This is a genomic window from Rothia sp. HMSC064F07, assembly GCF_001837265.1.
GTDB classification, from domain to species: domain Bacteria; phylum Actinomycetota; class Actinomycetes; order Actinomycetales; family Micrococcaceae; genus Rothia; species Rothia mucilaginosa.
Window position 1 is genome coordinate 858266 of sequence record NZ_KV831926.1, and the last position, 24863, is coordinate 883128.

The following is a 24863-nucleotide window of genomic DNA, read 5'->3' on the forward strand; positions in this document are numbered from 1 at the left end:
GGGGGGGGGTAGCCCAGAGCCCGTCTAGCCCAGAGTCTGAGAACCCGTCCGCACACTCTACCGCCCACCCGCTGCGCGTATTACGGTAGAGGCATGACTGAAGCACGTAGCATCGACCTCGCCGTCATCCCCGGCGACGGCATCGGCCCCGAAATCATTACCGAAGCCCAGCGCATCCTCACCCGCGCCTGCGAGCTCGAAAACATCACCGTAACCCCCACCCACTACAAGCTCGGCGCCGAGCACTGGCTGGAAACCGGTGAAACCCTGCCCGACTCCACCATGGACGCCCTCAAGCAGCACGACGCGATCCTCTTCGGCGCCATCGGTGCAGACCCGCGCAGCGGCAAGATTCCCTCCGGCCTCATCGAACGCGAAATGCTCCTGAAGCTGCGCTTCGCCTTCGACCACTACATCAACCTGCGCCCCTCCCGCCTGTACCCCGGCGCAGTTTCCCCGCTTGCCAACCCCGGCAACATCGACTTCGTCGTCGTGCGTGAAGGCACCGAAGGCCCCTACATCGGCAACGGCGGCGTGATTCGCCAGGGCACCCCGCACGAAATCGCCACCGAAGTCTCCCTCAACACCGCGCACGGCGTGGAGCGCCTGGTACGCTACGCCTTCGAGCTGGCGTCCACCCGCCGCAAGAAGGTCACCCTCGTGCACAAGACCAACGTGCTCACCCACGCAGGTCGCCTCTACAATCGCTACTTCACCGAAATCGCGGCTGAATTCCCCGAGGTTGAGACCGACTACCTGCACATTGACGCGACCACCATCTTCATGGTCACCGACCCCGCCCGCTTCGACGTGATCGTCACCGACAACCTCTTCGGCGACATCATCACCGACCTCGCAGGTGCAGTGACCGGCGGTATCGGCTACGCGGCAAGCGGCAACATCAATGCCGTCGGCGAGTTCCCCTCCATGTTCGAGCCCGTTCACGGCTCCGCACCGGACATCGCCCGCCAGAACAAGGCAAACCCCACCGCCGCAATCCTCGCTGGTGCCATGCTGCTGCGCCACCTCGGCCACGATGCAGCCGCAGCCCGCATTGAGGACGCCGTCGAAGCAGATATGCGCGAAAACGGCGCCACCGTGCGCGGAACCGATCAGGTTGGCGCGGACGTGCTCGCACGCCTCGGTTAATACTTGCCCGGCTAAAACTGGCTCGGCTAAAACGTGAACTACGCTAGTGAAGCCCGGAAGGAACACACCTTCCGGGCTTCACCTGTTCACATCCTGAATGGGAGAAAAGGTGCGCATGCGGCAAACGCATCTTTCCGGTACTCTAAACAGGTCAGGCACACCCGCCCGGCACCTCGGCGGTGGACACCATCCACCACTAGCTTTGATGCATCCAACTAGCACAGACCGCTAGATGCACCATCTGCCCCGCACGACAACGCGCCCGGCGGCACACACCGGTCCCTCGCCCCGCCGCGAGAACCGCCACTCAAAGAACGCCCACAGAGGCAACTAGACGAAGAGGAACGCAGAACGATGGCAACCGAATTCAGCCACGAAGCAAACCAGTCACCCGCCACCGCCGAACGCCGCGCCGAAATCCTCGCAAACCCCGGCTTCGGTGACTACTTCAGTGACCACATGGTCACCATCGACTGGGAAGGCGACTACAAGACCGGCGGCACCTGGTACGACGCACGAGTTCACCCCTACGGCCCGCTCGTCCTCGACCCCGCAGCATCCGTGTTCCACTACGGCCAGGAAATCTTCGAAGGCATCAAGGGCTACCGCCACGCCGACGGTTCCGTATGGACCTTCCGCCCCGAAAAGAACGCGGCACGTTTCGCGAACTCCGCACGCCGCCTTTCCCTGCCCGAACTGCCCGCCGAGACCTTCATCGAATCCCTGCGCGAACTCGTGAAGATGGACGAGCAGTGGGTACCCACCGGCGACGGTGAGGCCTTCTACTTCCGCCCCTTCATGATCGCAACCGAGGCATTCCTCGGCGTTCGCCCCGCACGCCACGTGCAGTACCACGTGATCGGCTCGCCCGCAGGTAACTACTTCGGCACCCCCGAACCCGTGGACATTTGGCTCTCCACCACCTACGCCCGCGCAGGCGAAGGCGGCACCGGCGCGGCAAAGTGCGGCGGTAACTACGCAGCATCCATGATTGCCCAGACCGAGGGTGAAAAGCACGGTTGCAAGCAGGTCATCTTCAAGGACCCGCACCGCGGCGACGCCATCGAAGAGCTCGGCGGTATGAACGTGTTCTTCATCTTCGGCAAGGAAAACAAGATTGTCACCCCCGAACTGACCGGCACCATCCTGGAGGGCGTGACCCGCTCCTCGCTGATTCAGCTGGCTAAGGACCGCGGTATGACCGTCGAAGAGCGCGCAATCACCCTCAACGAGTGGCGTGAAGGCGTGGCAAACGGCGACATCACCGAAATCTTCGCCTGCGGCACCGCAGCAGTGGTCGCACCCATCGGCAAGCTCAAGGCAGAAGACTTCGAGATTCCGGCACCCACCGAGCACTTCGGCGAAATTTCCAAGAGCCTGCGCGAAGAGCTCGTCGGTATTCAGCTCGGCACCGTTGAGGACCGCCACGGCTGGATGACCCGCCTCATCTAAAACGTGAATCTAACGTGACCAGCGAAATCCCCGCAGGATGCGCCCGCACCCGGAACGCGCACCCGCGGGGATTCGCTGTGCCCGGTCAGTGCTGTGCTCAGCGAATATTGCGCGCGGCGTTGATAATACGAGGACAGGGGAGGGGAGGCGCACCCCGCCGAACCTAATAGTGTTGAACCCCGCCGGGCTAAAACCTGCCTTGCCAATTCCGCCCGCCGCCCCCGCCCTCGAAGGCTGGTACCCTAGAAAGTATGCGTATTGCACGATTTACCGTAAATAATGAGCTCCACTTCGGGCTGGTAGAAGGCGACGCAGGCGAAGAAACCCTGCGCGTACTCGCCGGCGACCCCTTCTACTCGGGCATCGAACCGACCGGCACCACCTACCCCATCGACCAGGTGCGCCTGCTCGCCCCGATTATTCCCCGCTCCAAGGTGATTGGAGCGATCGCAAACTGGGCTGGAACCGAGGCACCTGCCTCCCCGCAGTTCTTCCTCAAGCCCAACACCACCGTCATCGGCCCCGGCGACCCCGTGACCCTGCCCGAGTACTCCGAAGCCGTCAGCCCCGAGGGTGAGCTTGCCGTCATCGTCGGCCGTATCGCCAAGTCCGTGCCGCTCGAGCGCGTGCACGAGGTCATCTTCGGCTACACCGTAGCCAACGACCTCACCGCCCGCGACCTGCTCGAAGACCGCCAGTGGACCCGCGCCAAGGGCTTCGACGGCTCCACCCCGCTCGGCCCCTGGATCGAAACCGACCTGGACACCGACTCGCTGAACATCACCACCTGGGTCGACGGCGACGTCGTGCAGGAGGGCAACACCTCCGAAATGCACTACTCCGTAGCCGAACAGGTTGCCGCAGCCTCCGAAATCTTCACCCTGCTGCCCGGCGACGTACTGCTCACCGGCACCCCCGCCGGCATCAGCGTACTGCGCGACGGCAACGAAGTAGAGGTCGAAGTCGAAGGCATCGGCTCCCTCGTCACCCGCGTGCGCGACTAAACAGCCCGCACCCAAAAACGTAACGTACATCCTGAAACACACCGTCAAGGAGACATCATGACCGAATACCACGGTCCCGTACTCAACAGCCCCGCAGACACCCGCGTCCGCTTCTGCCCCTCGCCCACCGGCACCCCGCACGTGGGCATGGTCCGCACCGCCCTCTTCAACTGGGCGTACGCACGCCACACCGGCGGCAAGCTGATCTTCCGCATCGAAGACACCGACGCGGCACGCGACTCCGAAGAGTCGTTCAACCAGGTGCTCGAATCCCTGCACTGGCTCGGCATCAACTGGGACGAAGGCGTTGGCGTCGGTGGTCCCCACGAGCCCTACCGCCAGTCCGAGCGTAAGACCGCAGGCATCTACAACGAGATCTTCGAAAAGCTCGTTGAAGGCGGCTACGTGTACGAAGACTTCTCCACCCCCGACGAGGTGAAGGAACGCCGCAAGGCAGCCGGTCAGGACCCGCAGCTCGGCTACGACAACTACGACCGCAACCTCACCGAAGAGCAGAAGGAAGCCTACCGCGCCGAGGGCCGTAAGCCCGTGTGGCGTCTGCGTATGCCCGACGAGGACATCACCTTCAACGACCTCGTTCGCGGTGAAATCACCTTCAAGGCCGGTACCGTGCCCGACTACGTGGTCGTCCGCTCCAACGGCGACCCGCTGTACCCCTTCGTGAACCCCGTCGACGACGCACTCATGGGCGTCACCCACGTGCTGCGCGGTGAGGACCTGCTCTCCTCCACCCCGCGCCAGATTGCGCTCTACCGCGCGCTCATCGACACCGGCGTGACCAGCTTCATCCCCGAATTTGGTCACCTGCCCTACGTCATGGGCCAGGGCAACAAGAAGCTCTCCAAGCGCGACCCCGAGTCGAACCTCTTCCTGCTGCGCGACTCCGGCTTCATCAAGGAAGGCCTGCTGAACTACCTGTCCCTGCTGGGCTGGTCCCTCTCCGCAGATCAGGACGTCTTCACCATCGATGAGCTCGTCGAGCACTTCGACGTACACGACGTTGTCGCCAACCCCGCACGCTTCGACGTGAAGAAGGCAGAGTCCATTAACGGCGACCACATCCGTGCGCTCGACCCCAAGGACTTCCGCGACCGTCTCATCCCGTACCTGCAGGCTGCAGGCGTACTCGGCGAGACCCTCACCGAGCGTGAAGAGCAGGTCCTCACCGAAGCTGCACCCCTCGTCCAGGAGCGCATGCAGCTGCTCGGTGAAGCACCCGGCCTGCTCGCATTCCTCTTCAAGGCTGATGAAGAAATCAGCACCGCAGACGACGCACGCAAGCAGCTCAAGGAATCCGCACCGCAGGTCCTCGCCGCCGCAATCGAAGCTCTGGAGCCCCTCGAGGACTTCACCGCCGCCAACATTGAGGCAGCCCTGCGCGCCGCAATCGTCGACGGCCTGGAAATCAAGCCGCGCCTCGCATTCGGCCCCGTGCGCATCGCAGTGTCCGGTGAGCGCATCTCCCCGCCCTTGTTTGAATCCATGGAAATCCTGGGCAAGGAATCCTCCCTCGCACGCCTGCGCAAGCTTGCCGCTGAACTGAGCTAGCTATGAATCAATCGATTATGGGGAAGGCGCTGCTCAAGGGCACCCTCATGGCGCTCACCAACGCCTGCATTATCTGGCTGTTCGCCTACATTGCCGGCTTTGACCGCTCCGTATGGATGGTCGTCATCATTATTGCCGGCGCGGCGCTCGCCTACGTGACCGCATTCCTGGAGGCACGCGCCATGCAGAACGCGGCTCGTGGCGGCGACGTGAGCACCTCGTCGTCTGTTGTTGATTCTTCGGATTCTTCTGACTCTTCGGACGAAGAAGACGACTTCGTGGACCCGGGCCCCGACCCGGACGCGGGCGACTTCGACGCCGGAAGCTCCAGCAGTTCGGACTACAGTAGCTACAGCAGCTCCGACTACTCTGGTGGCGGCGATTCCGGTGGAGGCGACTCTGGCGGTAGCAGCGACTAAGCTCTAGAGAATCCCCTTATCCAACGGGAATCAGACGACCGAAAGGTCTGAAGGAACCCGGAGGATAAGGGGATTTTTCATAAATTTAAGAATATTTTTTGTGATGGATATTTCCTGTAAAACTACTAGTCAGTATGTTTTATGTGGGTGAATCTGGTTCCATTTTGGGGAGTGTGGCAAGAATTTGGTTTGCGCACCCCGGCAAAGGCTCGTATAGTAGTACTTGTTGTTGCGACGAACTGAAAAGTTCAAAGCGAAAACATGCGGTTGTAGCTCAGTTGGTAGAGCACCACCTTGCCAAGGTGGATGTCGCGAGTTCAAGTCTCGTCAACCGCTCCACTAAGGCCCCGAGGTTCGCCTCGGGGCTTTTTCGTTGTCTCTGGGTTTTATTGTCTCCGGGTTTTTGCTGTCTCCGGGGGTATCGTCTCCGGGTTTTTAGTTTTTGGAGGCGTGGGGTAGGGGGAGTCTTTTTCGAGGTGGTTGCTTGGGTGGGTTGGCCGTCAGGGCGCTTGGGTTATCTGGTTATCTGGCTGCCGGGCTATCTGACGACCTGACTGCCCGGTCACCTGACTGCTGGGAGGCAGCGCAGGAAAAAGTCTTCAAAAAATTTCGGACACAAAGCGTCAGGGGAGGAGGCAAAACTGTTCTCTGAGCCCCCTTGAAGACGCTTTGAAGGGTGAAAATCGGCCCCAGAACCCTCTTTTTGAAGAAATTTAAAAAACTTTTTAACCTCAAAAACCCCGGAAACACGCGGAAGTAGCGGGCATAAAACCGTGAATGTGAGGCGGCTCTCCAGATTTCGGCTTGCACGCCTCCAGAAAGACCCGTATAGTTATTACTCGTTCCGGTGAAAAGCCGAAAGGCGAAAAACGGAACGGTAACTCAATAGAGTAATGGGATATGGTGTAATTGGCAACACGAAGGTTTCTGGTTCCTTTGTTCTAGGTTCGAGTCCTGGTATCCCAGCTAACCTCCTCACGGAGGTTGCGGCCCCATCGTATAGCGGCCTAGTACTCCGCCCTCTCACGGCGGCAACACCGGTTCAAATCCGGTTGGGGTCACCACTAGGAAAAAGCCTGGTTTCTTCGGAAGCCAGGCTTTTTTGTTTATCCAGTGAAACCGGACTGAGATTCGGTAATGACTTAGCGACTTCAGCCATGGTTAAAAGCTATCCCTGAAGACGCTAACCTAGCCCCAAAGTCCGTAACTCATGACCAGAGTCCATAAGTCATTACTGAACCTGCAGTCACCTCTGGTGGGATGATCTTTTAGATTCCATGGTGCCGCCGTGAACTCACCGGGAAGGGGACGGGAAGAAAAAAGGGAGCGCAAAATTTGACCTTCACGCCAAGCCTCGGTATAGTCTTATCCGTAAGCGTGATTGGCGCAGTGGTAGCGCGCTTCGTTCACACCGAAGAGGTCACTGGTTCGAACCCAGTATCACGCACCAATAACCCCCGTTTCAAGGAACGGGGGTTTTATTATGCCCACCGGTATTTGTGCCCACAAGCAGTACAAACCCAGCCGCGGACACAACCACCCGAGAATGAGGTACCCCGTGACAACACCCGAACTCGCCGCAGCCACCGACTACGGACGCATGTACGCGCGCGTCCGCGGAGGAGAACTCCTCGTCCCCTCCATCACCACCGTCATCGGGCAGCACGCCAACGACCTCAGCGGCTGGCACGGGTACATGGCCGCCAAAGCCGCCCTCGAAGACCAGCGCGCCTACCGCGCCACCGGATCCCACGGCCTCAAATTCGCCATCATCCGCGACGCAGCCAGCGCCTCCGAACGATACCGCGACGCAGCCGCCGCCCGAGGCGACCGCGTCCACAACTACGCCGAAGCCGTCGCCCTACGCGCCATGGGCCGCGAACACAACCTCGACGAAAGCCGCGAACAGCTCATCATCAACGGCGAACAAGCCTACGCCGACCGCTTCGACGAATGGTGGGAAGCCTTCAAGCCCCGCCCCCTCGCCGCCGAAGTCACCATCTGGAACGACACCGTCGGCTACGCGGGAACCCTCGACCTCGTCGCAGAAATCGCAGGCCGAACCTGCATCATCGACTACAAAACCAAAGGCACCGACAAACGCGGCCGCGTCAAAGCACTCGACGAAAAAGTCGTCATGCAGCTCGTCGCCGGACTCAAAGCCGAAGAATCCATCGTCGACCCCGACGAAGGCACCTGGGAACCCTGGAAATACGGTGACGCGCCCGTCCTCATGGGCGTAGCCCTCGGCGAAACGCAGGTGCTGCCGCAGCAGGCAAACCCCGCCGTGCTCGAACGTAACTGGTACAAGTTCTGCGCCCTGCGCCGCGTCTGGGAATTCGACCGCCAGGTCCAAGAATTTGAAGACCCTGCGCTCATGCCCGTAGTACCCCCGCCCGCGGCATAGGGGAGTAGCGGGCATAGGGGAGAGGATCAAACCCCCGAGGAGATGAGCGCTGGGAGGTGAAGCTCAGCCCTCACCCTACCGCCTCCACCCCCAGCGCCTCGATTCGTTCTAGATTCGCGCTACTGAATCGGCGACAATAGAACAATAGGCAGAACGGCGCACCTGCTGTGAAGAATGCGCCCGCTGTGAAGAACCCGCTACTGAGAAAACCGCCAGCGCAGTTTCACCCGCGAGGTTCTACCAGCGCAGTTCTGCCGCCATATTGAAATCCGTAAGCACATTCCCGGCACACCGCCGGCAAAGGAGGACCATGACCATCCTGAGCATCCGCACCGTAGGCGACCCGGTGCTGCGCAGCGTCTGCGACCCCATCACCGTCTTCGACGACGACCTGGCACGACTCATCGACGACATGCTAGAAACCATGTACGACGTGGGCGGCGTGGGCCTTGCCGGCCCGCAGGTTGGTATCTCCAAACAGATCTTCACCTTCGGCGGCATTGACGACCGCGAAGGCTACATCATCAACCCCGTGCTCGAAGTCGGCGAAGAAGACCAGGAAGGCGGCGAAGGCTGCCTGTCCGTGCCCGGTCAGAAGTCCGCGACCCCGCGCAAGAACTGGGCGCGCGTGACCGGCGTGGACCGCCACGGCGAACCCCTCGTGCTGGAGGGTGAGGGCCTGTTCGCGCGCATGCTGCAGCACGAGACCGACCACCTGCACGGCAAGCTGTTCATCGACCGCCTCGTGGGTGAAGACCGCCAGCGTGTGATGCGTGCCCTGCGCGCCGCAGACTACAACACTGTCGCCGCGAAGACCGTGACCGAGCGTGCAACCCGCGTGGGCGGCGCCTTCGGCGGCGGTGGCGCGTTCGGTGCAGGTTCTGCTGGTTCCTCCTTCGGTAGCTTCGGAAAGTAGGCTCACATGCTCAACATTATTTACGCAGGCACCCCCGACGTTGCCGTGCCCCCGCTCGACTACCTGGCGAACTCCGATAAGGTGCGCGTGGTCGGCGTGCTCACCCGCGAAGACGCCCCCGTGGGCCGCAAGCGCGTGCTCACCCCCTCCCCGGTCGCGCAGCGCGCCGAAGAGCTCGGCCTGCCCATCGTGAAGGCAAACCGCTGGAACGACGAAGCCGCCGCAGCCATCGCTGAGCTGAACGCTGACGCAGCCGCCGTGGTCGCCTACGGTGCCCTGCTGCCGCTGCCCGCGCTGGAATCCTTGCGCTACGGCTGGGTCAACCTGCACTTCTCCAAGCTGCCCGCCTGGCGCGGTGCCGCCCCCGTGCAGCGCGCCCTCATGGCCGGTGAGCAGGAAATTTTCTCCACCACCTTCCTGCTCGAGGAAGGCCTGGACACCGGCCCCACCTTCGAACAGGAATCCACCCCCGTAGCCGCCGACGACACCGCAGGCACCGTGCTGATGCGCCTCGCAACCAGCGGCGGCGCACTGCTTGAACGCACCTTCGAACGCCTCGAAGCGGGCGAGAACGGCACCGTGCAGGTCGAGGACGAGTCGGTTAGCTACGCCTCCAAGATGAGCATTGCCGACGGCCGCCTCACCTGGACCGAACCCGCCGAACAGATTCTGGCACGCTTCCGCGGCGTCACCCCCGAGCCCGGCGCATGGTGCGAACTGGGCGAAAACCGCTTCAAGATCGGTGGTCTGGCGGTTGCCGATGAGCGCCTGGTGCAGTCCCTGACCGAGGCGAACGGTGGCCCCCTCGCACCCGGTGCGGTGCGTCTGCACGCGAAGAAGGTACTGGTCGGCACCGGTACCGAACCCCTGATGCTGCTGCAGGTTCAGCCTGCCGGTAAGAAAATGATGGATGCGCCCGCGTGGGCTCGCGGCGCTGGCAAGGACATGGCGGAAGGCCTGGTGGTACTCGCATGAGCAACGAAAAGCGCCCTTACAAGGGAGGACACGGCAAGCCCGGTCACTCCGGTAAGCCCGGCAACGGCAAGTTCAACCAGGGTAGCGGTCAGGGTAAGTTCAATCAGGGCAGCGGCCAGGGTGAGGGCGGTGCGAAGCGTAAGCGTCGCCGCCGCTCCGGCGCTGGCAACGGCTCTGGTGTGAGCGAGCAGAACCGCCAGCAGTCCCAGAGCTCCCAGCGTACTCAGAACCAGCGTTCGCAGAATCAAAGCTCGCAGGGCCGCCCGCAGAAGTGGGACGACAACTCCCGCAGCGAATCGCGCACCGGCCGCCGCTTTGACGGCCTGACCAGTGTCGAACGCGCCGCACGCCGCGCCAAGACCGAGCACGACGACACCAAACGCGGTGGCGGCGGTACCTCCCAGCGCAATAAGAGCGGCCACGAACGCAACCGCCGCTCCATGTCCGCCCGCGAATTCTCCGCGGCGGCACCCTCCGCACGCTCGCGCACCGCAGACACCGCACGCGCAACCGTCTTCGACGTACTGCGCTCCGTGGCGGAATCCGACGCCTACGCGAACCTCGTGCTGCCCAAGGCGATTCGTAGCCACCGCCTCGACCACCGCGACGCAGGCTTCGCAACCGAGCTGACCTACGGCACGCTGCGCCACCAGGGCACCTACGACGCAATCCTCAGCCGCTGCGTAGACCGCCCCATCGAGAAGGTCGGCACCACCACCCTGATCGTGCTGCGCATGGGCGTGCACCAGCTGCTGAACATGCGCGTTCCCGCCCACGCGGCGCTGAACCAGAGCGTGTCTCTGGCACGCGAAAAGATCGGTGCGGGCCCGGCAAGCTTCATCAACGCGGTGCTGCGCCGCGTCTCCGAGCGCACCCCCGAAGAGTGGTACGAACTCATCATCGAGAACGCGAAGGACGACACCGAGCGCATGGCGCTGCTCGCCTCGCACCCCGGCTGGATTGTGCGTTCCATGCGCCAGGCACTCGTCGCGCACGGCCGCCCCGCCTCCGAAATTGAGCAGCTGCTCGAAGCGGACAACCTCGCCCCCGTGGTGAACCTGGTTGCGCTGCCCGGCCTGGGTAGCCTCGACGAGGCACGCGAACAGGGCGCCGTCGACGGCGAGCTGGTTGAGGGTTCGGCACTGTACGCCTCCGGCGACTTGGCACGCCTGGAATCCGTACGTGAAGGCACCGTCCGCGCGCAGGATGCTGGCTCCCAGCTGGTGGCACGCGCGCTCGCCGCAGCACCCCTGGACGGCACCGACACCGCATGGCTCGACCTGTGCGCAGGCCCCGGCGGTAAGGCGGCGCTCCTCGGCGCGCTCGGTATTCAGCGCGGCGCATCCCTGGTCGCCAACGAGGCGGCACCGCACCGCGCGCAGCTCGTGGAATCCTCCATGCGCCCCCTGCCCGAGGACAGCTACACGGTACTCACCGGCGACGGCCGCCAGATCCGCGAGACCCTGCGCAAGAACGCCTCCGACCTGCCCGGATCCATTGAGCCCGGTCAGCTTTTCGACCGTGTGATGGTGGATGTGCCCTGCTCCGGTCTGGGCGCCCTGCGCCGCCGCCCCGAGGCGCGTTGGCGCAAGTCCCCGCGCGATATTGCCGAGCTGCTGCCCCTGCAGCGTCAGCTCCTGGATGCGGCCATTGAGGCGACCCGCCCCGGCGGCGTTATCGCCTACGTGACCTGCTCCCCGCACGCGGCAGAAACCCAGAACATTGTGGCTGAGGTGCTCGAAAGCGGCGCGGTCAGCCTGCTCGATTCCGCCGCAGTACTGCGCGAAGTCGCCCTGCACACCGAAGGCGCGAACGGCGAGCCCGTGAGCGTGCTGGCGGGGGAGAAGGACCCCGGCCACACCCCCGAGATCAAGGTCAAAAAGGGTGCGCCGGTCGTGAAGGCTTCGGAGAACCCGACCACCGCGCAGCTGTGGCCGCACGTGCACGGAACCGACGCAATGTTCCTCGCCTTGCTGCGTAAGAACTAGCCGCTTCACCGCCTAGCATCACCCGCCATACGGCACGGATTTGAAAGGAACCCCATGGGTATTGCCATTAACCCGTCGATTCTTTCGGCGGATTTCGCGAACCTGCAGCGCGAGCTGGAGCGCATTTCCACCGCAGACGCCGCGCATATTGACGTGATGGACAACCACTTCGTCCCCAACCTCACCTGGGGTCCGCCGGTGGTCAAGCGTCTGCGCGAAATCTCCCCGGTGCCGTTCGACGTGCACCTGATGATTGAGGACGCCGACCGTTGGGCACCCGAATACGCCAGCATGGGCTGCGAATCGGTGACCTTCCACGCGGAGGCGGCTATCGCCCCCATCAAGCTGGCGCGCACCCTGCGTGCTGAGGGTGCGAAGGCGGGTATGGCGCTGCGTCCGGCAACCGCCGTGGAACCCTACCTGGACATGCTCAGCGAACTGGACATGCTGCTGATCATGACCGTGGAACCCGGCTTCGGCGGTCAGGCGTTCCTGGAGGTGACCCTGCCGAAGATCGCCCGCGCCGCCAAGGCGATTGAGGGCGCGAACCTGCCGGTGACCGTGCAGGTGGACGGCGGCATCACCGAAGAGACCATCCTGCGTGCCGCGGAGGCGGGCGCAACCTGCTTCGTTGCCGGTAGCTCGGTCTACGGTGTGGATGAGGCGCTCGGCGGTCCGGAGGCGGCAATCGCCTCCCTGCGTGCGGCGGCCGCATCGGTCAAGCGTTCCGGCACCGGATGCGGTTGCGGCCACTAGCGGTGCACGCTGGTAACGGCGCCCCGCATCGATGACACCCCCGCGCCCATAAAACCTCATACGCCCCGTTGTGAAGACTGCATCCCGTCGCGGCTCTTCGTGGCGGGGCGTTTTGCGTGCCCGGCTTTCTCAACCGCCGCAGATTTATAGTGAGACGACAGCAGGGGAGAGATACCTGTTTAAGCGACATAGTGTCAGCAAGACTATGACAAAGGGTGATATATGTTACCCCGCGCAATTCCGCGGCAAAACCGGGTATCCTGGCGGTCAGAGAAGGCAAACAGAACACATCTTGATGTAACACTCAGATATCTGTAAGGTTAGGTATAGTTTAGTCAAATCTAGGGGGAACTATGTCTTTCAACCGAACCGAGCTGACCGACGCCGAAAACCACGGCGCATCGGGCGTTAACCGCCGCGCATTCTTCGGCCTGGCGCTCGCCTCCTCGGCTGCTCTCGCCCTCGCGGCATGCAGCAGCGAGACCACCACGACCACCACTTCCGGCGGTTCCACCTCCGGCGGCAACAGCGGTACCCGCACCATCAAGGACATTGATGAGGAGAACGTAGAAGTTCCCGCCAACCCGCAGAAGGTTATCGTCCTCTCTGAGCCCACCCTCGACGGCCTGCTCGCCCTCGGCGTGACCCCCGTCGGTTCTGTCTCCGGTCGCGGCCAGTCCGGCGTGCCCAACTACCTTGCCGACCGCGCCAAGGGCGTGCAGATTATCGGCACCGTCGCCCAGGTCAACTACGAGCAGATTGGCAACCTTGATCCCGACCTGATTCTGGTCGACTCCACCGGCGTGGACAAGCGCTCCGAGGCCTTCGAAACCCTCAAGAAGATCGCTCCCGTCGTCTACTGCGGCTACGCGGGCGGCGACTGGCGCATCAACTTCCGCAACGTCGCCAACGCTATGAACATGGTCGACAAGGGCGAAGAAGTCATCAAGGCATACGAGTCAAACGCCGCAACGTTGAAGGATCAGCTCGCCCCCAAGTACGGCGACAAGACCTTCTCCATCGTCCGCTGGGCAGGCAACGGCCCCGCCCTGATCCTCAAGGAACTGCCTGCCGGCCAGGTACTCAACGACCTGGGCCTCAAGCGCCCCGAGGCGCAGGACCGCAACGGCCAGGGCCACTCCGAACCGGTCTCTCTGGAGAACCTGGCAACCATCGACGCGGACTACATGTTCCTCGGTACCCTCGGCGGCGCAAGCCAGAAGAACCCGAACGCACAGGGTACCGCAGGTCTGCAGGGCGCCGAAGAAGCACTGAATAAGGCGAAGGAAACCTCCGGCTTCACCAACCTGAAGGCAGTCAAGGACGACCACGTGATTCTCGTGGACGGCTCCAAGTGGACCTCCACCGGCGGCCCGCTACTGCTCGAGGGCATTATCGAAGACGTCAAGAAGGCGCTTCCGCTCTAAACGCCCCGCTCTAAATACCCTGTGAAGCAATCACCCGCTGAAGCTTCCGCCACCCTTCCCGCCGCGACCTAAAAACCGCGGCGGGAAGGGGATGCACGACCCACCACACCATCCTCAAGGACCACCATGACCGAAACTCGACCCGTGCGCACCGCAGCCCGCTATGGTGCCGTCGTGGCTCTCGCCGGCGCGCTCATCACCCCCGGTGCAGCGCTGACCGGCTCCACTCTCGCATTCGCGGATACTCCCGCCGCCACCCAGCAGGAAGCTAAGGCTGCCGTGACCATCTCCACCGAGAAGTGGCGCGAAGGTAAGCTCGTGCTGCGCGGCACCGGCTTTACCAGCACCGCACCCGGTCGCGGCGCAGTGTTCGCAGTGAAGTTCCTCGACGCCCTGCCGGATGAAGCGCACCAGGCGATTAACCCGATCACCAAGAAGGGCGGCAACTCGCCCGCGAACTTCATGGCAACCGCCAAAGAGGACGGCACCTTCGAGGTTGAGGTGTCCCTGCCGACCCCCGAAAACACCGGTCTGACCGCTGAGCAGCTGAAGAACAAGGGCTGGACCGTGGAGGGTACCAGCCACCGTATTCAGGTGCTTTCCGGCTCCCTGGGTGGTACGGATGCGGACGGTAACACCTACGACCGTCGTGCATCTGTGTCGCAGAATATTACGCTGAGCGACCCGGCTCCGAGCCCGGCACCGACCGCAGAGCCCACCGCTGAGCCCAGTGCAACTGCAGAGCCTTCTGCAACTGCAGAGCCTTCTGTGACTGCCGAGCCTACCGCGGACCCCTCTGCTACCGCTGACCCTAGCGCAACTGCAGAACCCACCCCGGCACCTACCGCAGAACCCACCCCGGCACCTACCGCAGAGCCGACCCCCGCACCCAGCGAAGACTCGAAAACCTGCGCCCCCGCCGATGACTCCTTCACCCCGCGCCTGACCATCGAGAACCCCAAGGCGGTTCAGGGTGGCAAGCTGCACCTGACCGGTGACGGCTGGTGCAACCCCGAAGACAAGAAGGCATCCGTTATCGGTCTGAAGATTGACGACGGCAAGGTATCCCGTAACGACGCCACCGCGGTCAACGACAACCGCACCATCTGGGCTATCGTCACCCCCGACGAAAACGGCCACATCGACGCCTGGATTGACCTGCCCACCCGCGATAACGCAGCTTTCAAGAATGACGAAGACGCGGCAAAGTACGCCTCCGGTGAGCACACCCTGCGCCTGCTGACCGGTAGCCTGCGTGAGGGCGACCGATCCGGAACCTACGGCGGCGCCAACAGCCAGGGCGGCATCAACACCACCTTCACCATCGGTGAGTACGCCCCCGGTGACGCGCCCGAGCCGGTCAATGCCTCCGAACTGACCGCTGGTAATGGCGTGCAGGTGAGCCGTGACGGCTCCACCGTGACCGTGACCGTGCCGAACGCTGAACCGGGCACCTGGGTGTACGCCGCAACCTACCTCGGTAACTCCCCGCAGACTCTCTACGGCTCCGGCTGGAAGCGTCTGGATGGCAACCGCAGCTTCAGCTACGAAACCAGCGTGAGCATGCCCGCCGCAACCTACCGCGTGGTTGTGCACAACGGCAACCAGGGCGCTGAAAATGCGGTGCTCGGTTTTGCTGACATGACCGTGGAACGTGCTGTTACCCCTCGTCAGGACGTTTCCCGCGATGAGCAGGACGCTACCGACCAGCTGGTCGAAGAGCTGAACGAAAACCCCGCAACCGCAACCTCCACGGCACCTGTGCCCATGCGTAACGCGGGCGGCCGCATCAGCACCCGCGCCACCGACGTGGACGCATCCCTCGCCGCGCTCTCGCAGAGCACCGCTCCGGTCGTGAACCGCGTGCAGGCTAAGGCGAAGGTTCAGAGCGCGCAGAAGAACCTGGCAACCAACCTGCAGAAGACCGAAGCCAACGCGAAGAAGGCAGTGAAGGCTGCCGCCGGTTCGCAGAACTCGCAGAACACGCAGGGCTCGCAGAACTCCGCCGCAGGCACGAAGGCACAGGGCCCGACCATTGAGGGTACTGAGCTGACCGGTCTGACCAAGTGGCTGGTCAACAACGCCAATAACCTGCTGCTCTCGGCGGCTGGCCTGGTGGTTTTGGCTGCGGCTCTGCTGCTGCGCACCTCCAAGAAGTAAGCTCTCTGACCACACATTCACATCGGCACCGGTCCACGCTCCACACTTTTGACCCTGCACCCTTGAACAGGGGCGTGGATCGGGTGCCTCCAACCATTCGGGTCACGACCCGCTGAACTGCACCTCCACGAACCCGGTAGCGTTCAGCTTCGACCCCGGTAATTTTGAAAGGACCACCATGCGTGCACCTTTTTCGGGAGCCCCGAAGGCATCCCTGACCTCTAAGGCGCTGACCGCCTGCGCTGCCGCAACCCTGGCGCTGGGCTTGGGTGTTGGCACCGCATCCGCTCTGCCTCCGGGCGGTGCGAAGGCATCGACTCCCGGCACTTCCTCGACCGTTTCTTCGTCTGTGAGCGAGCACGGCGTGATTTCCTTTAGCGTGAGCGGCTTCCCCGCGAACACTGTGGTGTCCGTGAAGGTGGACGACGGTAACCTGTGCCCCTCCGATGCGGCACAGGGCGCTTGCGTGGTGCACCAGCAGAAGACCGATGGCAACGGTAAGGTCTCCGGTTCCTTCGTTCTGCCGGATGTTGGCGCTGGCACCCACACTCTGCGTTTCCTTGCAACTGGTGAGAAGCGTGACAAGGACGGCAAGTACCTGGGCACCGAGGCGTACAGCAACCGCAGCCCCGAGTTCACCGTGGTGGGTGAGGGCGGTTCGGATAATTCCTCCTCGAACTCTTCGGGTTCTTCCTCGAACCGCGGCTCTTCCAGCTCGAAGAGCAACGGTGGTTCCTCGAATGGCGGCTCGAACTCTAACAACTCAGACTCTGCAGACGAGGCTCAGGGCTCTAACGATTCCAACGAGTCCTCGTCCAATGGTGGCTCGAACGGCTCCTCGAATGGTTCTGCGGGTGGCGCGGCTGAGGCTGAGACCGTGTACACCGACGCTGACGGCAACACCATCACCAAGGAGGAGTACGACCGCCTGAACGCGGAAGCTGACTCTTCCGGTACCTCTGGCTCTTCCGCTGCGCCTGCTGCTTCGGCTTCTGCAAATGCCCAGAAGAAGGCGACCGCTTCGGCGAGCGCATCTTCTTCGGCTGCTGCGCGCGGTACCGCGTCGAACCCGAGCGCTTCGGCTTCGGGCGCGGCTAACACCGCATCCACCGTTCAGACCGTGACTTACGGTGCTGCGTTCCCGTGGATTGGCGTGGTGGTTCTGGGCGTAAGCATTGTGGGTGCCGCTGCGCTGCTGCTGACCCGTAAGCGCTAAGACTTAACGTCGGATGCGGGTGGGGGAATACCCGCCCGCTCCGGCGTTTCTCTCATTATCTACCGGTGTGCTGGGTGCCCCTTCTTGTGGGTGCGCCGGGCGCGCCTCCCCGTTTTCTTGTATCGAGCATAAGGAGCATAGTGGCCCGCACGAGCTCATTGTCCCGAGATGTTCAGCAGGAGAGTACGTCCCGTCAGGGTTCTGTGATTCAGGGGCAGAAGTTGGGTAAGCGCCTGGCTTTTCTGTTCTTGTTTGCGGTGCTTTTGGTGGGGGCTGTGGCTGCTTCTTTGCTGTTCGGGTCGAATAATCTTCCGCCGGATCAGGTTCTGGCTGTTTTCAATGGCACTGCTTCTGAGCAGGCGCAGACGATTGTGATGGAGCAGCGCATTCCGCGTACCCTGGTGGGTCTTGCTGCGGGTGCGGCGTTGGCTATTGCCGGTTCTCTGATGCAGTCGTTGACTCGTAACCCGTTGGCTGAGCCCGGCCTGATGGGTGTGAACGCCGGTGCTGCGGTGGCTGTGATTGGCTCCGTGGTGGTTTTTGGCGTGATGGGTATTTGGCAGTACATGGTTGCTGCAACGATTGGTGGCGCGTTGGCTGCGGTGCTGGTGTACACGCTGGGTCGTGGCCGTGACGGATCGATTGTGAAGCTCGCTCTGGCGGGTGTGGCGATTTCTGCGGCGCTGTCGGCGATTGCGCAGGGCCTGATTTTGGCTGATCAGGATGCGTATAACGAGTTCCGTGTGTGGGTTGCCGGTTCGCTGGAGGGCCGCGGTATGGATATCGCGTCCACGGTGGGTCCGGTGATTGTGCTGGGTATGCTGGTGGCGTTCTTTGTGGCTCCTGCGATTAATGCTCTGAGTATGGGCGAGGAGGCGGCGACTAGCCTCGGCGTGAGTGTGCGTACGACCCAGAATTTGACGTTGCTGGCGGTGACGGTGCTTGCCGGTGCGGCGACTGCTGCGGTGGGTCCGATTGGTTTTGTGGGTTTGGCGGTGCCGTTTGTGGTGCGTGCTTTGCTCGGTAATGATGTGCGCTGGGTGAATTATGGTTCGGCGCTGTTGGGTCCGGTGTGGCTGCTGTGTGCTGACGTGTTGGCGCGTGTGCTGGTGGCTCCGCAGGAGACTCAGGTGGGTATTGTGGCGACTCTTGCCGGTGCCCCGGTGTTCTTGTTCTTGATGACTCGTCGTAAGGTGGAGGCTCTCTGATGTCGAATTCTTCCGCTGTTTCGACGGCGACTGCCACCAGCTCCGCTAATCGTTCTGCGCGTCGTAGCGGCCGCGATTTGGGTGGCCGCCCGGTGTTGACTGTGCGCGGTCCGCTGAGTGCTCAGGTGCCGTGGCGTGTGCTGATCCTGAATGTGGCGTTGGTGGTGCTGATTGCGGCGCTGGCGTTTTGGGGCATGTTGCAGGGTGATTATAAGCTCGCCCCGGAGAAGGTCATTCCGGCGTTGATGGGTGAGGGTAAGCAGATTGCTGTGACTTTCGCTCAGCAGCGTGCGGCGCGTATTGTGGCGGCGCTTCTGGTGGGTGCGGCGCTTGGTCTGTCGGGTGCGATTTTCCAGGTGATTTCGGGTAATGCCCTGGGTTCGCCGGATATTATCGGCTTCACGAATGGTGCCGCGACCGGTGCGCTGTTGCAGATTATTGTCTTCAATTCCGGTCCCGTTGAGGTTGCTCTGGGCGCTGTGGTTGGTGGCTTGGCGACTTCGGTGCTGGTGTGGCTGTTGACGCGCCGCACGGGCCTGCATGGCTTCCGTCTGGTGCTGGTCGGTATTGGTGTGGGTTCGACCCTGGCGGCGTTCAATGCGTTGCTGGTGGTGCGTGCTTCGCTGACTCAGGCGCAGACCGCGGCGTCCTGGCTTGCCGGTTCGCTCAATGACATCACGTGGGAGCGCACCTACGCGCTGATGGGTCTGTTGCTCGTGGTGACTCCGCTGCTGCTGATGCTGGTCCGCCCGCTGGGCGCGATTCGTTTTGGTGACCAGGTGGCATCCGGTTTGGGTGTGAGCGTGAATGCGTACCGTGTGGCGGCTCTGTTTATCGGTGTGCTTCTGGTTTCGCTGGCGACCGCGACGACCGGCCCGATTGCCTTTGTCGCCCTGGCGGCACCGCACATCGCGAAGACCCTGTCTCGTAGTGGCGGGGTGGGCTTCACCTCCGCGGCACTTATGGGTGCGCTCATGGTGCTCGGCTCTGACCTGATTGGCCGATTCGCTGTTCCCGGACGCATCATTCAGGTGGGTGTGGTGACCGGCGCGATTGGCGGCCTGTACCTGATTTACCTGATTTACCTCGAAAGGAAGAAGAGCTAGTGAACACTAGTGTGACGACCCGCCTTGAAGGCGAGAACATGGTGGTTGCCTACGGTGAGCATACGGTGCTCAACGGGGTAGATTTTCAGGTGCCGGAGGGGGAGCTGACCGTTATCTTGGGCCCGAACGCCTGCGGTAAGTCGACCACCCTGAAGGCTCTTGCCCGCGTGAACCCGCTCAAGCAGGGTGAGGTTCGCCTGGACGGCACCCCGCTGCCGCAGATGAAGTCCCGCGCCATCGCCAAGATCCTGGCGATGCTGCCGCAGACCCCGGAGGCGCCTAGCGGCGTGACCGTGGCGGATGTGGTGGCGCGCGGCCGCTACCCGCACCAGTCGCTGCTGCGTTCCTGGTCCGATGAGGACGAGCGCGCCTGTGTGGATGCGATGCAGGCTGCGAACGTTCTGGAGCTTGCCGAACGCCCCATTGAGGCGCTGTCCGGTGGTCAGCGTCAGCGCGTGTGGATTGCCATGACCCTGGCGCAGCAGACCCCGCTGATCCTGCTCGATGAGCCGACCACCTACCTGGACATCACGCACCAGATTGAAGTGCTGAACCTGACGAAGAAGTTGCATTCCGAAGGTCGGACTGTAGCCGTGGTTTTGCATGACCTGAACCTTGCTTTCAGGTATGCTACTCATGTTGTGTTAATGAAGCAGGGACGGATTATCGCTCAGGGCGATCCGCGTGCGATAATTACACCGGAACTTATTCAGGAAGTTTTTGACCTGCAATCGGTCATTATTCCTGATCCATGCACTGGTACCCCTTTGGTTATTCCGAAGGAGAACCAAACAATTCATATTGCCGCTGACGCTATTTCGGCGGCCCGCGAAAGCGAATAGTTTTCGCCCCTAAGCCGCGTGGGAGTTAGCACCAACCGTCTCAGTACGGGTGGAAAAGCTCGGCATTGCGCCAAGCAGCGAACGCTAGGATCTGAGGGACCCAGGATCCCCTGCGCGTAGGGCGCCTACCCGGTGCTCGCCCGTCTTTGACGCATGAACGGATCCGAGCACTGGGTAGGTTCCATTTTGGGAACCCGCAGATGAGGCACCGAGACTGCCGTATGAGACCTTCACTGTTTGGAGGTTTGATGCACGGTCTCGGTGCCTCATCTCATTTAACTGCCCTGTTTGTGGTGGGCACTGTTTGCGACCTACAGTTGGGGCCTGCATTTGAACCCCGCGCTCGCTGTCATGAATGTCATGTTGTGGTTCTTTCGCTTTTCCCTTTGGCTGGAGTTTGGGTAAGGGATACCATAGAGTGAGGTAGTAGAGGCTAACTAATGATAATGCGCCTCCTCACCGATTCTCACCGATTGAGTGTTTCCACAGACCAAGGAGGAACCGTTGGGCGAGCACGAACCCACCGCGACCGTTCCCGCGCAGAGTATTTCTGCCCAGAACACTTCTGAACAGGCTACTTCGGCGCAGCCGCGTACCGTTGCGCCGACCGTGCGCCCGGCCCCTCCCAAGATCCCGCGTCCCGTACCGGCACCGCGCGTGGACAGCCCCCTCATCAGCGCCATTATCGCCGAGGCGGTCAGCCCCGAAGAGCTGAACGCCCGCATCGTTGAGGTCGTCTCCGAAGGCACCCCCATTATCGAGCCGGTGCACCGCGAAGACGGTAGCATCAGCGAGAACGAACGCATCGTCACCTTCCTGTACCACAACGAGCAGGCGGAGCAGGTGCTCATGTTCATCAACCGCCTGACCGATGAGAAGAACCTCGACCGTTCCCTCATGGCCCGCATCGAGGGCACTGGTTGGTGGCAGCTGAGCATGCAGATGGAAACCACCTGGCGTGCCTCCTACAACTTCTTGCCGGCGTTGCCCGGCGAGCGCCCCGCCTGGCTGGGCGATGACGACCAGGTGCGCCTGCGCGCCGCCCTGGACTCCGGAGAAGGCGACCCGCTGAACCCCGAGACCGCGTGCAACCGTATCGGTCGTTGCATGGGTATGGTGCAGCTTGAGCACGCGCCGGTGCAGGAGTTCATCCTGACTCAGGAAGAGATTGACGCGCTGCCCGCCCCCGAGTGGATGCAGACCTCTGACGGTCACCAGTACGTGCTCGGTCGTGTGGGGGATCCCGCCCCGGATGCGCCACTGTTCATCCAGTTTGACGGTGAGATGTGGTTCAGCCAGGGCATGGAGCAGACCCTCAACCGCGCCCATGAGGCGGGCCGTATTCCGGCGATGCACGTGTTCTTCCTGCACTCTGGCGGTCGCGAGAACCGCTGGAAGGAACTGAACGGTGACAACCCGATTGCCGACTACCTGGTGGAGATTGCGTTCCCGCACCTGGAGGCTGTGCACGGTATTAAGACCGACCCGCAGAACATTGTGATTAACGGTCAGTCGCTGGGTGGGCTGTCCTCCCTGCTGGCGGTGCTGAGCCGCCCGGAGGCGTTTGGCGGCGCGATCGCGCAGTCTTCGTCGCTGTGGCAGCCGCAGGTCATGGACCGCCTGGACGAGCTGGAAGCGGCGGGTGAGATCGACCGCCTGCGCCACCTTTACCTTGAGATTGAGGTGGGGGAGCAGGAGTGGGTTCTGGTACCGCCTCACCGCGAGCTGAAGGAGCGCCTGGAAAAGCTGGGCCTGAAGAATGCGCGTTGCACGACCTTCAACGGCGGTCACGATTATGCGTGCTGGCGCGGTGCGATTGTGCCGGCGTTGGAACGTATTATTGCTGCCCGCCGGGAGGCTGAGCGCGCCGAACGGAGCTTAGCTGAGGAGTAGCGAGAGGTCGCCTAGGGATCCTGCACGGGTAGAGCACACCCCGCATGGTGGGCGTGCGGGGGTCCTGTTAGGGTAAACACCGCCGCGCCCGTATCCTAGAGAAGTACAGCCTAAGAGAAGTGCAACACTACCGCGCCGCGAGGGGTGCCGAAGGGTACCCGACGTAGGTTGCGCACCCGCCCTCATTGACGAGATGGCATCACGCTGCGAACGCACGCAGCACGTGAGCGCTATAGAAACCGCAAACGACACAGAAATCGAGAGAAGATGACCGTAGAACGTAGCCCCCTGGCCCCCACGCCGCTCATCCCCGAGTCTTTTGCCGCGAAGTACCGCGAAGCCGGCTACTGGATTGACCAGACCATCCCCGAGTTCCTGCTAGATGCATGCCGCGCGAAGCCGCACTTCCCGGCGCTGGTGGCGCTCTCGCACGCGCAGCTCGATGAGGACGGCAAGCCTCAGCAGATTCGCCTCTCCTACGGTGAGCTGGAGGCGGCAGGTCGTGCCGCTGCGGCGCGCCTCGTTCAGGCTGGCGTGCAGCCCGGTGACCGTGTGCTGCTGCAGCTGGGTAACACCGCCGAGTACCTGGTGTACCTGCTGGGTATTTTCTGGGCGGCTGCGCTGCCGGTGTTCTGCCTGCCGCAGCACCGCACCACCGAGCTCGTGCACTTTGCGACCCGGACCGACGCTGCGGCGCACGTGTTCTCTTCGCTGACCCCGGGCGCAGATTTCGCCGCCCTGCACGAGGACGTTGCCGCCGAGCTGCGCAAGAACTCCCTGGAGCCGCCGGTCGCTATTGACGTTGCGGAGCCGCTGACCCCGCTGACCGAAGAGGAGCTCGCTGAAGAGTTCGTGCCCGGTGTCATTCAGAACACCGAGAACCTGCGCGCGAGCGAGCAGGTGGCGTTCCTGCAGCTCTCCGGCGGTACGACCGGCATTTCGAAGCTGATTCCTCGCACCCACGCCGCCTACCTGTACTCGGTGCGCGGCTCGGTCGACATCTGCAAGCTGAACAACAACACGACCATGCTCGTGGTGCTGCCCGCCGCGCACAACTTCACGATGAGCTCGCCCGGTATTCTGGGCGTCATGTGCGCCTCCGGCAAGCTGGTGTTCGCGGCGGATCCGTCCCCGCAGACTGCGTTCCACCTCATTGAGATGGAGGGTGTGACCACCTCCGCGCTGGTGCCGCCGCTGGCTCAGGCGTGGGTCGCCTCCGCGGAGAAGCGCGGCGTGTCCCTGCCGTCTCTGCAGACCCTGCAGGTGGGCGGTTCGAAGCTGGCTCCGGCGGTTGCGGGCAAGATTGAGTCGGTGCTCGGCTGCACCGTTCAGCAGGTGTTCGGCATGGCTGAGGGCCTGGTGAACTACACCCGCTCGACCGACATGATTGAGCTGCGCCTGAGGACCCAGGGCTACCCGATCAGCCCCGACGACGAAATTCTGATTGTTGATGATCAGGATCAGCCGGTGAAGCGCGGCGAGAGCGGTCACCTGCTCACCCGCGGTCCGTACACGATTCGCGGCTACTACCTGGAGGAGAACGCGAACCGTTACGGCTTCACCGAGGACGGCTTCTACCGCACCGGCGACATTGTGCGACTGGTTGCAGGCAAGTACCTTGAGGTGACCGGCCGCGCGAAGGACCAGATTAACCGCAACGGCGAGAAGATTGCCGTGGACGAAATCGAAGAGCTGGCGCTGACCCACCCCGACGTTTTTGACGCCGTGGTTCTGGGTATCCCGGATGAGACTGTGGGCGAGCGCGTGGGCCTGGTCATTGTGCCGAAGGAAGGCGCTGACCTGGGCGAAAACCCGCGCCGCACGATGCACGAGTTCTTCACCTCGAAGAAGCTCGCCGACTTCAAGATCCCGGAGCGCGTGCAGGTTCTGCAGGAGCTGCCCACCACGAACGTGGGTAAGATTTCCCGCCGCGAGCTGCGCGCCAAGCTTGCCGAAATTTTCGGCTAAACCGTACGCCCTTATTCCTACCCCTATTGAGGAGAAAAATGTCCGCATTTGAGACCCTGCGCCCCATCATGGAGAAGTACATCGTCGAGCCCGACTCCCTGCAGACCGCTTTTGACGAGCCGACCACCGACCTGTTCTCCCTAGGCATGGACTCTATGGGCGCATTCGCCCTGCTCGACGACCTTGCCGCTGAGGGCGCCGTGATTGAGTTTACCGAGCTGGTGGAGAACCCGACCGTGGAGTTCATCGCCTCCCGCCTGGGCTAAGCGTTACCGCACCCCGAGTGCCCGCCTGCCGCGAATGCAGGCGGGTGCCCGGGGTGTTTGCTACTCGCCTCGTTTTTCTGTGCGCCGGTTTTACGCCGTGTTGTGTAGCTGCGTTTACCCTTGTCAGTGCACTTCTGCCAGC

At 62.6% G+C, this 24863-nt stretch carries 19 protein-coding genes and 4 tRNA genes; all 23 read left to right on the plus strand.

Going from position 1 to position 24863, the window contains the following annotated elements; all coding sequences use genetic code 11:
• Nucleotides 1-93 precede the first annotated feature (93 nt).
• The 23 genes from HMPREF2712_RS05960 to HMPREF2712_RS06070 all read left to right on the plus strand — a co-directional run bounded on the left by HMPREF2712_RS05960 (nucleotide 94) and on the right by HMPREF2712_RS06070 (nucleotide 24721).
• The gene (locus tag HMPREF2712_RS05960) at nucleotides 94-1149 is read left to right on the plus strand and encodes a 3-isopropylmalate dehydrogenase (RefSeq protein ID WP_005507402.1); all 1056 of its coding nucleotides are present in this window, start codon (nucleotides 94-96) and stop codon (nucleotides 1147-1149) included.
• Nucleotides 1150-1503: 354 nt separating this feature from the next.
• The gene (locus HMPREF2712_RS05965; protein WP_070629414.1) at nucleotides 1504-2601 is read left to right on the plus strand and encodes a branched-chain amino acid aminotransferase; all 1098 of its coding nucleotides are present in this window, start codon (nucleotides 1504-1506) and stop codon (nucleotides 2599-2601) included.
• Between the two features lie 251 nt (nucleotides 2602-2852).
• A complete protein-coding gene (locus tag HMPREF2712_RS05970) occupies nucleotides 2853-3605 on the plus strand; it encodes a fumarylacetoacetate hydrolase family protein (protein WP_070819508.1) in 753 nt (250 codons plus the stop codon).
• Between the two features lie 57 nt (nucleotides 3606-3662).
• Nucleotides 3663-5174 carry a glutamate--tRNA ligase gene (gene gltX / locus HMPREF2712_RS05975; RefSeq protein WP_070819509.1) on the plus strand — a complete coding sequence of 504 codons (1512 nt, stop codon included), beginning with the start codon at nucleotides 3663-3665 and terminating at the stop codon, nucleotides 5172-5174.
• A 2-nt stretch (nucleotides 5175-5176) separates the two neighbouring features.
• Entirely contained in the window at nucleotides 5177-5593 is a 417-nt protein-coding gene (locus HMPREF2712_RS05980; protein ID WP_049354594.1) for a hypothetical protein, read from the plus strand.
• Nucleotides 5594-5856: 263 nt separating this feature from the next.
• A tRNA-Gly gene (locus tag HMPREF2712_RS05985) sits at nucleotides 5857-5932 on the plus strand.
• Between the two features lie 555 nt (nucleotides 5933-6487).
• A tRNA-Gln gene (locus HMPREF2712_RS05990) sits at nucleotides 6488-6559 on the plus strand.
• A gap of 22 nt (nucleotides 6560-6581) precedes the next feature.
• Nucleotides 6582-6657, plus strand: a tRNA-Glu gene (locus HMPREF2712_RS05995).
• A gap of 311 nt (nucleotides 6658-6968) precedes the next feature.
• Nucleotides 6969-7043 (plus strand) — tRNA-Val (locus HMPREF2712_RS06000).
• A gap of 108 nt (nucleotides 7044-7151) precedes the next feature.
• Nucleotides 7152-8000, plus strand: a complete 849-nt coding sequence (locus tag HMPREF2712_RS06005; protein WP_070615061.1) for a PD-(D/E)XK nuclease family protein — start codon at nucleotides 7152-7154, stop codon at nucleotides 7998-8000.
• A 310-nt stretch (nucleotides 8001-8310) separates the two neighbouring features.
• Nucleotides 8311-8916, plus strand: coding sequence for a peptide deformylase (def, locus tag HMPREF2712_RS06010; RefSeq protein WP_070506019.1), 606 nt, complete (start codon nucleotides 8311-8313; stop codon nucleotides 8914-8916).
• A gap of 6 nt (nucleotides 8917-8922) precedes the next feature.
• Nucleotides 8923-9891, plus strand: coding sequence for a methionyl-tRNA formyltransferase (gene fmt, locus HMPREF2712_RS06015; RefSeq protein WP_070629416.1), 969 nt, complete (start codon nucleotides 8923-8925; stop codon nucleotides 9889-9891).
• Nucleotides 9888-11879, plus strand: a complete 1992-nt coding sequence (locus tag HMPREF2712_RS06020; RefSeq protein WP_070629417.1) for an RsmB/NOP family class I SAM-dependent RNA methyltransferase — start codon at nucleotides 9888-9890, stop codon at nucleotides 11877-11879. The genes fmt and HMPREF2712_RS06020 overlap by 4 nt, the downstream gene beginning before the upstream one ends.
• A gap of 54 nt (nucleotides 11880-11933) precedes the next feature.
• Nucleotides 11934-12635, plus strand: a complete 702-nt coding sequence (gene rpe, locus HMPREF2712_RS06025; protein ID WP_070629418.1) for a ribulose-phosphate 3-epimerase — start codon at nucleotides 11934-11936, stop codon at nucleotides 12633-12635.
• Nucleotides 12636-12988: 353 nt separating this feature from the next.
• A complete protein-coding gene (locus HMPREF2712_RS06030; RefSeq protein WP_012903302.1) occupies nucleotides 12989-14062 on the plus strand; it encodes an ABC transporter substrate-binding protein in 1074 nt (357 codons plus the stop codon).
• 126 nt (nucleotides 14063-14188) lie between these two features.
• Entirely contained in the window at nucleotides 14189-16222 is a 2034-nt protein-coding gene (locus tag HMPREF2712_RS06035; protein ID WP_070614924.1) for a peptidase, read from the plus strand.
• 178 nt (nucleotides 16223-16400) lie between these two features.
• On the plus strand, nucleotides 16401-17438 hold the full coding sequence (locus HMPREF2712_RS06040) for a plasmid partitioning protein (RefSeq protein ID WP_070614922.1): 1038 nt from the start codon (nucleotides 16401-16403) through the stop codon (nucleotides 17436-17438).
• Between the two features lie 140 nt (nucleotides 17439-17578).
• On the plus strand, nucleotides 17579-18646 hold the full coding sequence (locus HMPREF2712_RS06045; protein ID WP_080974469.1) for a FecCD family ABC transporter permease: 1068 nt from the start codon (nucleotides 17579-17581) through the stop codon (nucleotides 18644-18646).
• Nucleotides 18646-19752 (plus strand): FecCD family ABC transporter permease, encoded by a 1107-nt coding sequence (locus tag HMPREF2712_RS06050; RefSeq protein ID WP_070614920.1) that lies wholly within the window; start codon nucleotides 18646-18648, stop codon nucleotides 19750-19752. The genes HMPREF2712_RS06045 and HMPREF2712_RS06050 overlap by 1 nt, the downstream gene beginning before the upstream one ends.
• Nucleotides 19752-20594, plus strand: coding sequence for an ABC transporter ATP-binding protein (locus tag HMPREF2712_RS06055; RefSeq protein WP_070614918.1), 843 nt, complete (start codon nucleotides 19752-19754; stop codon nucleotides 20592-20594). The genes HMPREF2712_RS06050 and HMPREF2712_RS06055 overlap by 1 nt, the downstream gene beginning before the upstream one ends.
• 504 nt (nucleotides 20595-21098) lie before the next feature.
• Complete coding sequence (locus HMPREF2712_RS06060; protein WP_070614916.1) at nucleotides 21099-22487, plus strand: enterochelin esterase domain-containing protein; 1389 nt, start codon at nucleotides 21099-21101, stop codon at nucleotides 22485-22487.
• 267 nt (nucleotides 22488-22754) lie between these two features.
• A complete protein-coding gene (locus HMPREF2712_RS06065; protein ID WP_070614914.1) occupies nucleotides 22755-24455 on the plus strand; it encodes a (2,3-dihydroxybenzoyl)adenylate synthase in 1701 nt (566 codons plus the stop codon).
• 38 nt (nucleotides 24456-24493) lie between these two features.
• The gene (locus HMPREF2712_RS06070; protein WP_005507422.1) at nucleotides 24494-24721 is read left to right on the plus strand and encodes a phosphopantetheine-binding protein; all 228 of its coding nucleotides are present in this window, start codon (nucleotides 24494-24496) and stop codon (nucleotides 24719-24721) included.
• Nucleotides 24722-24863 lie beyond the last annotated feature (142 nt).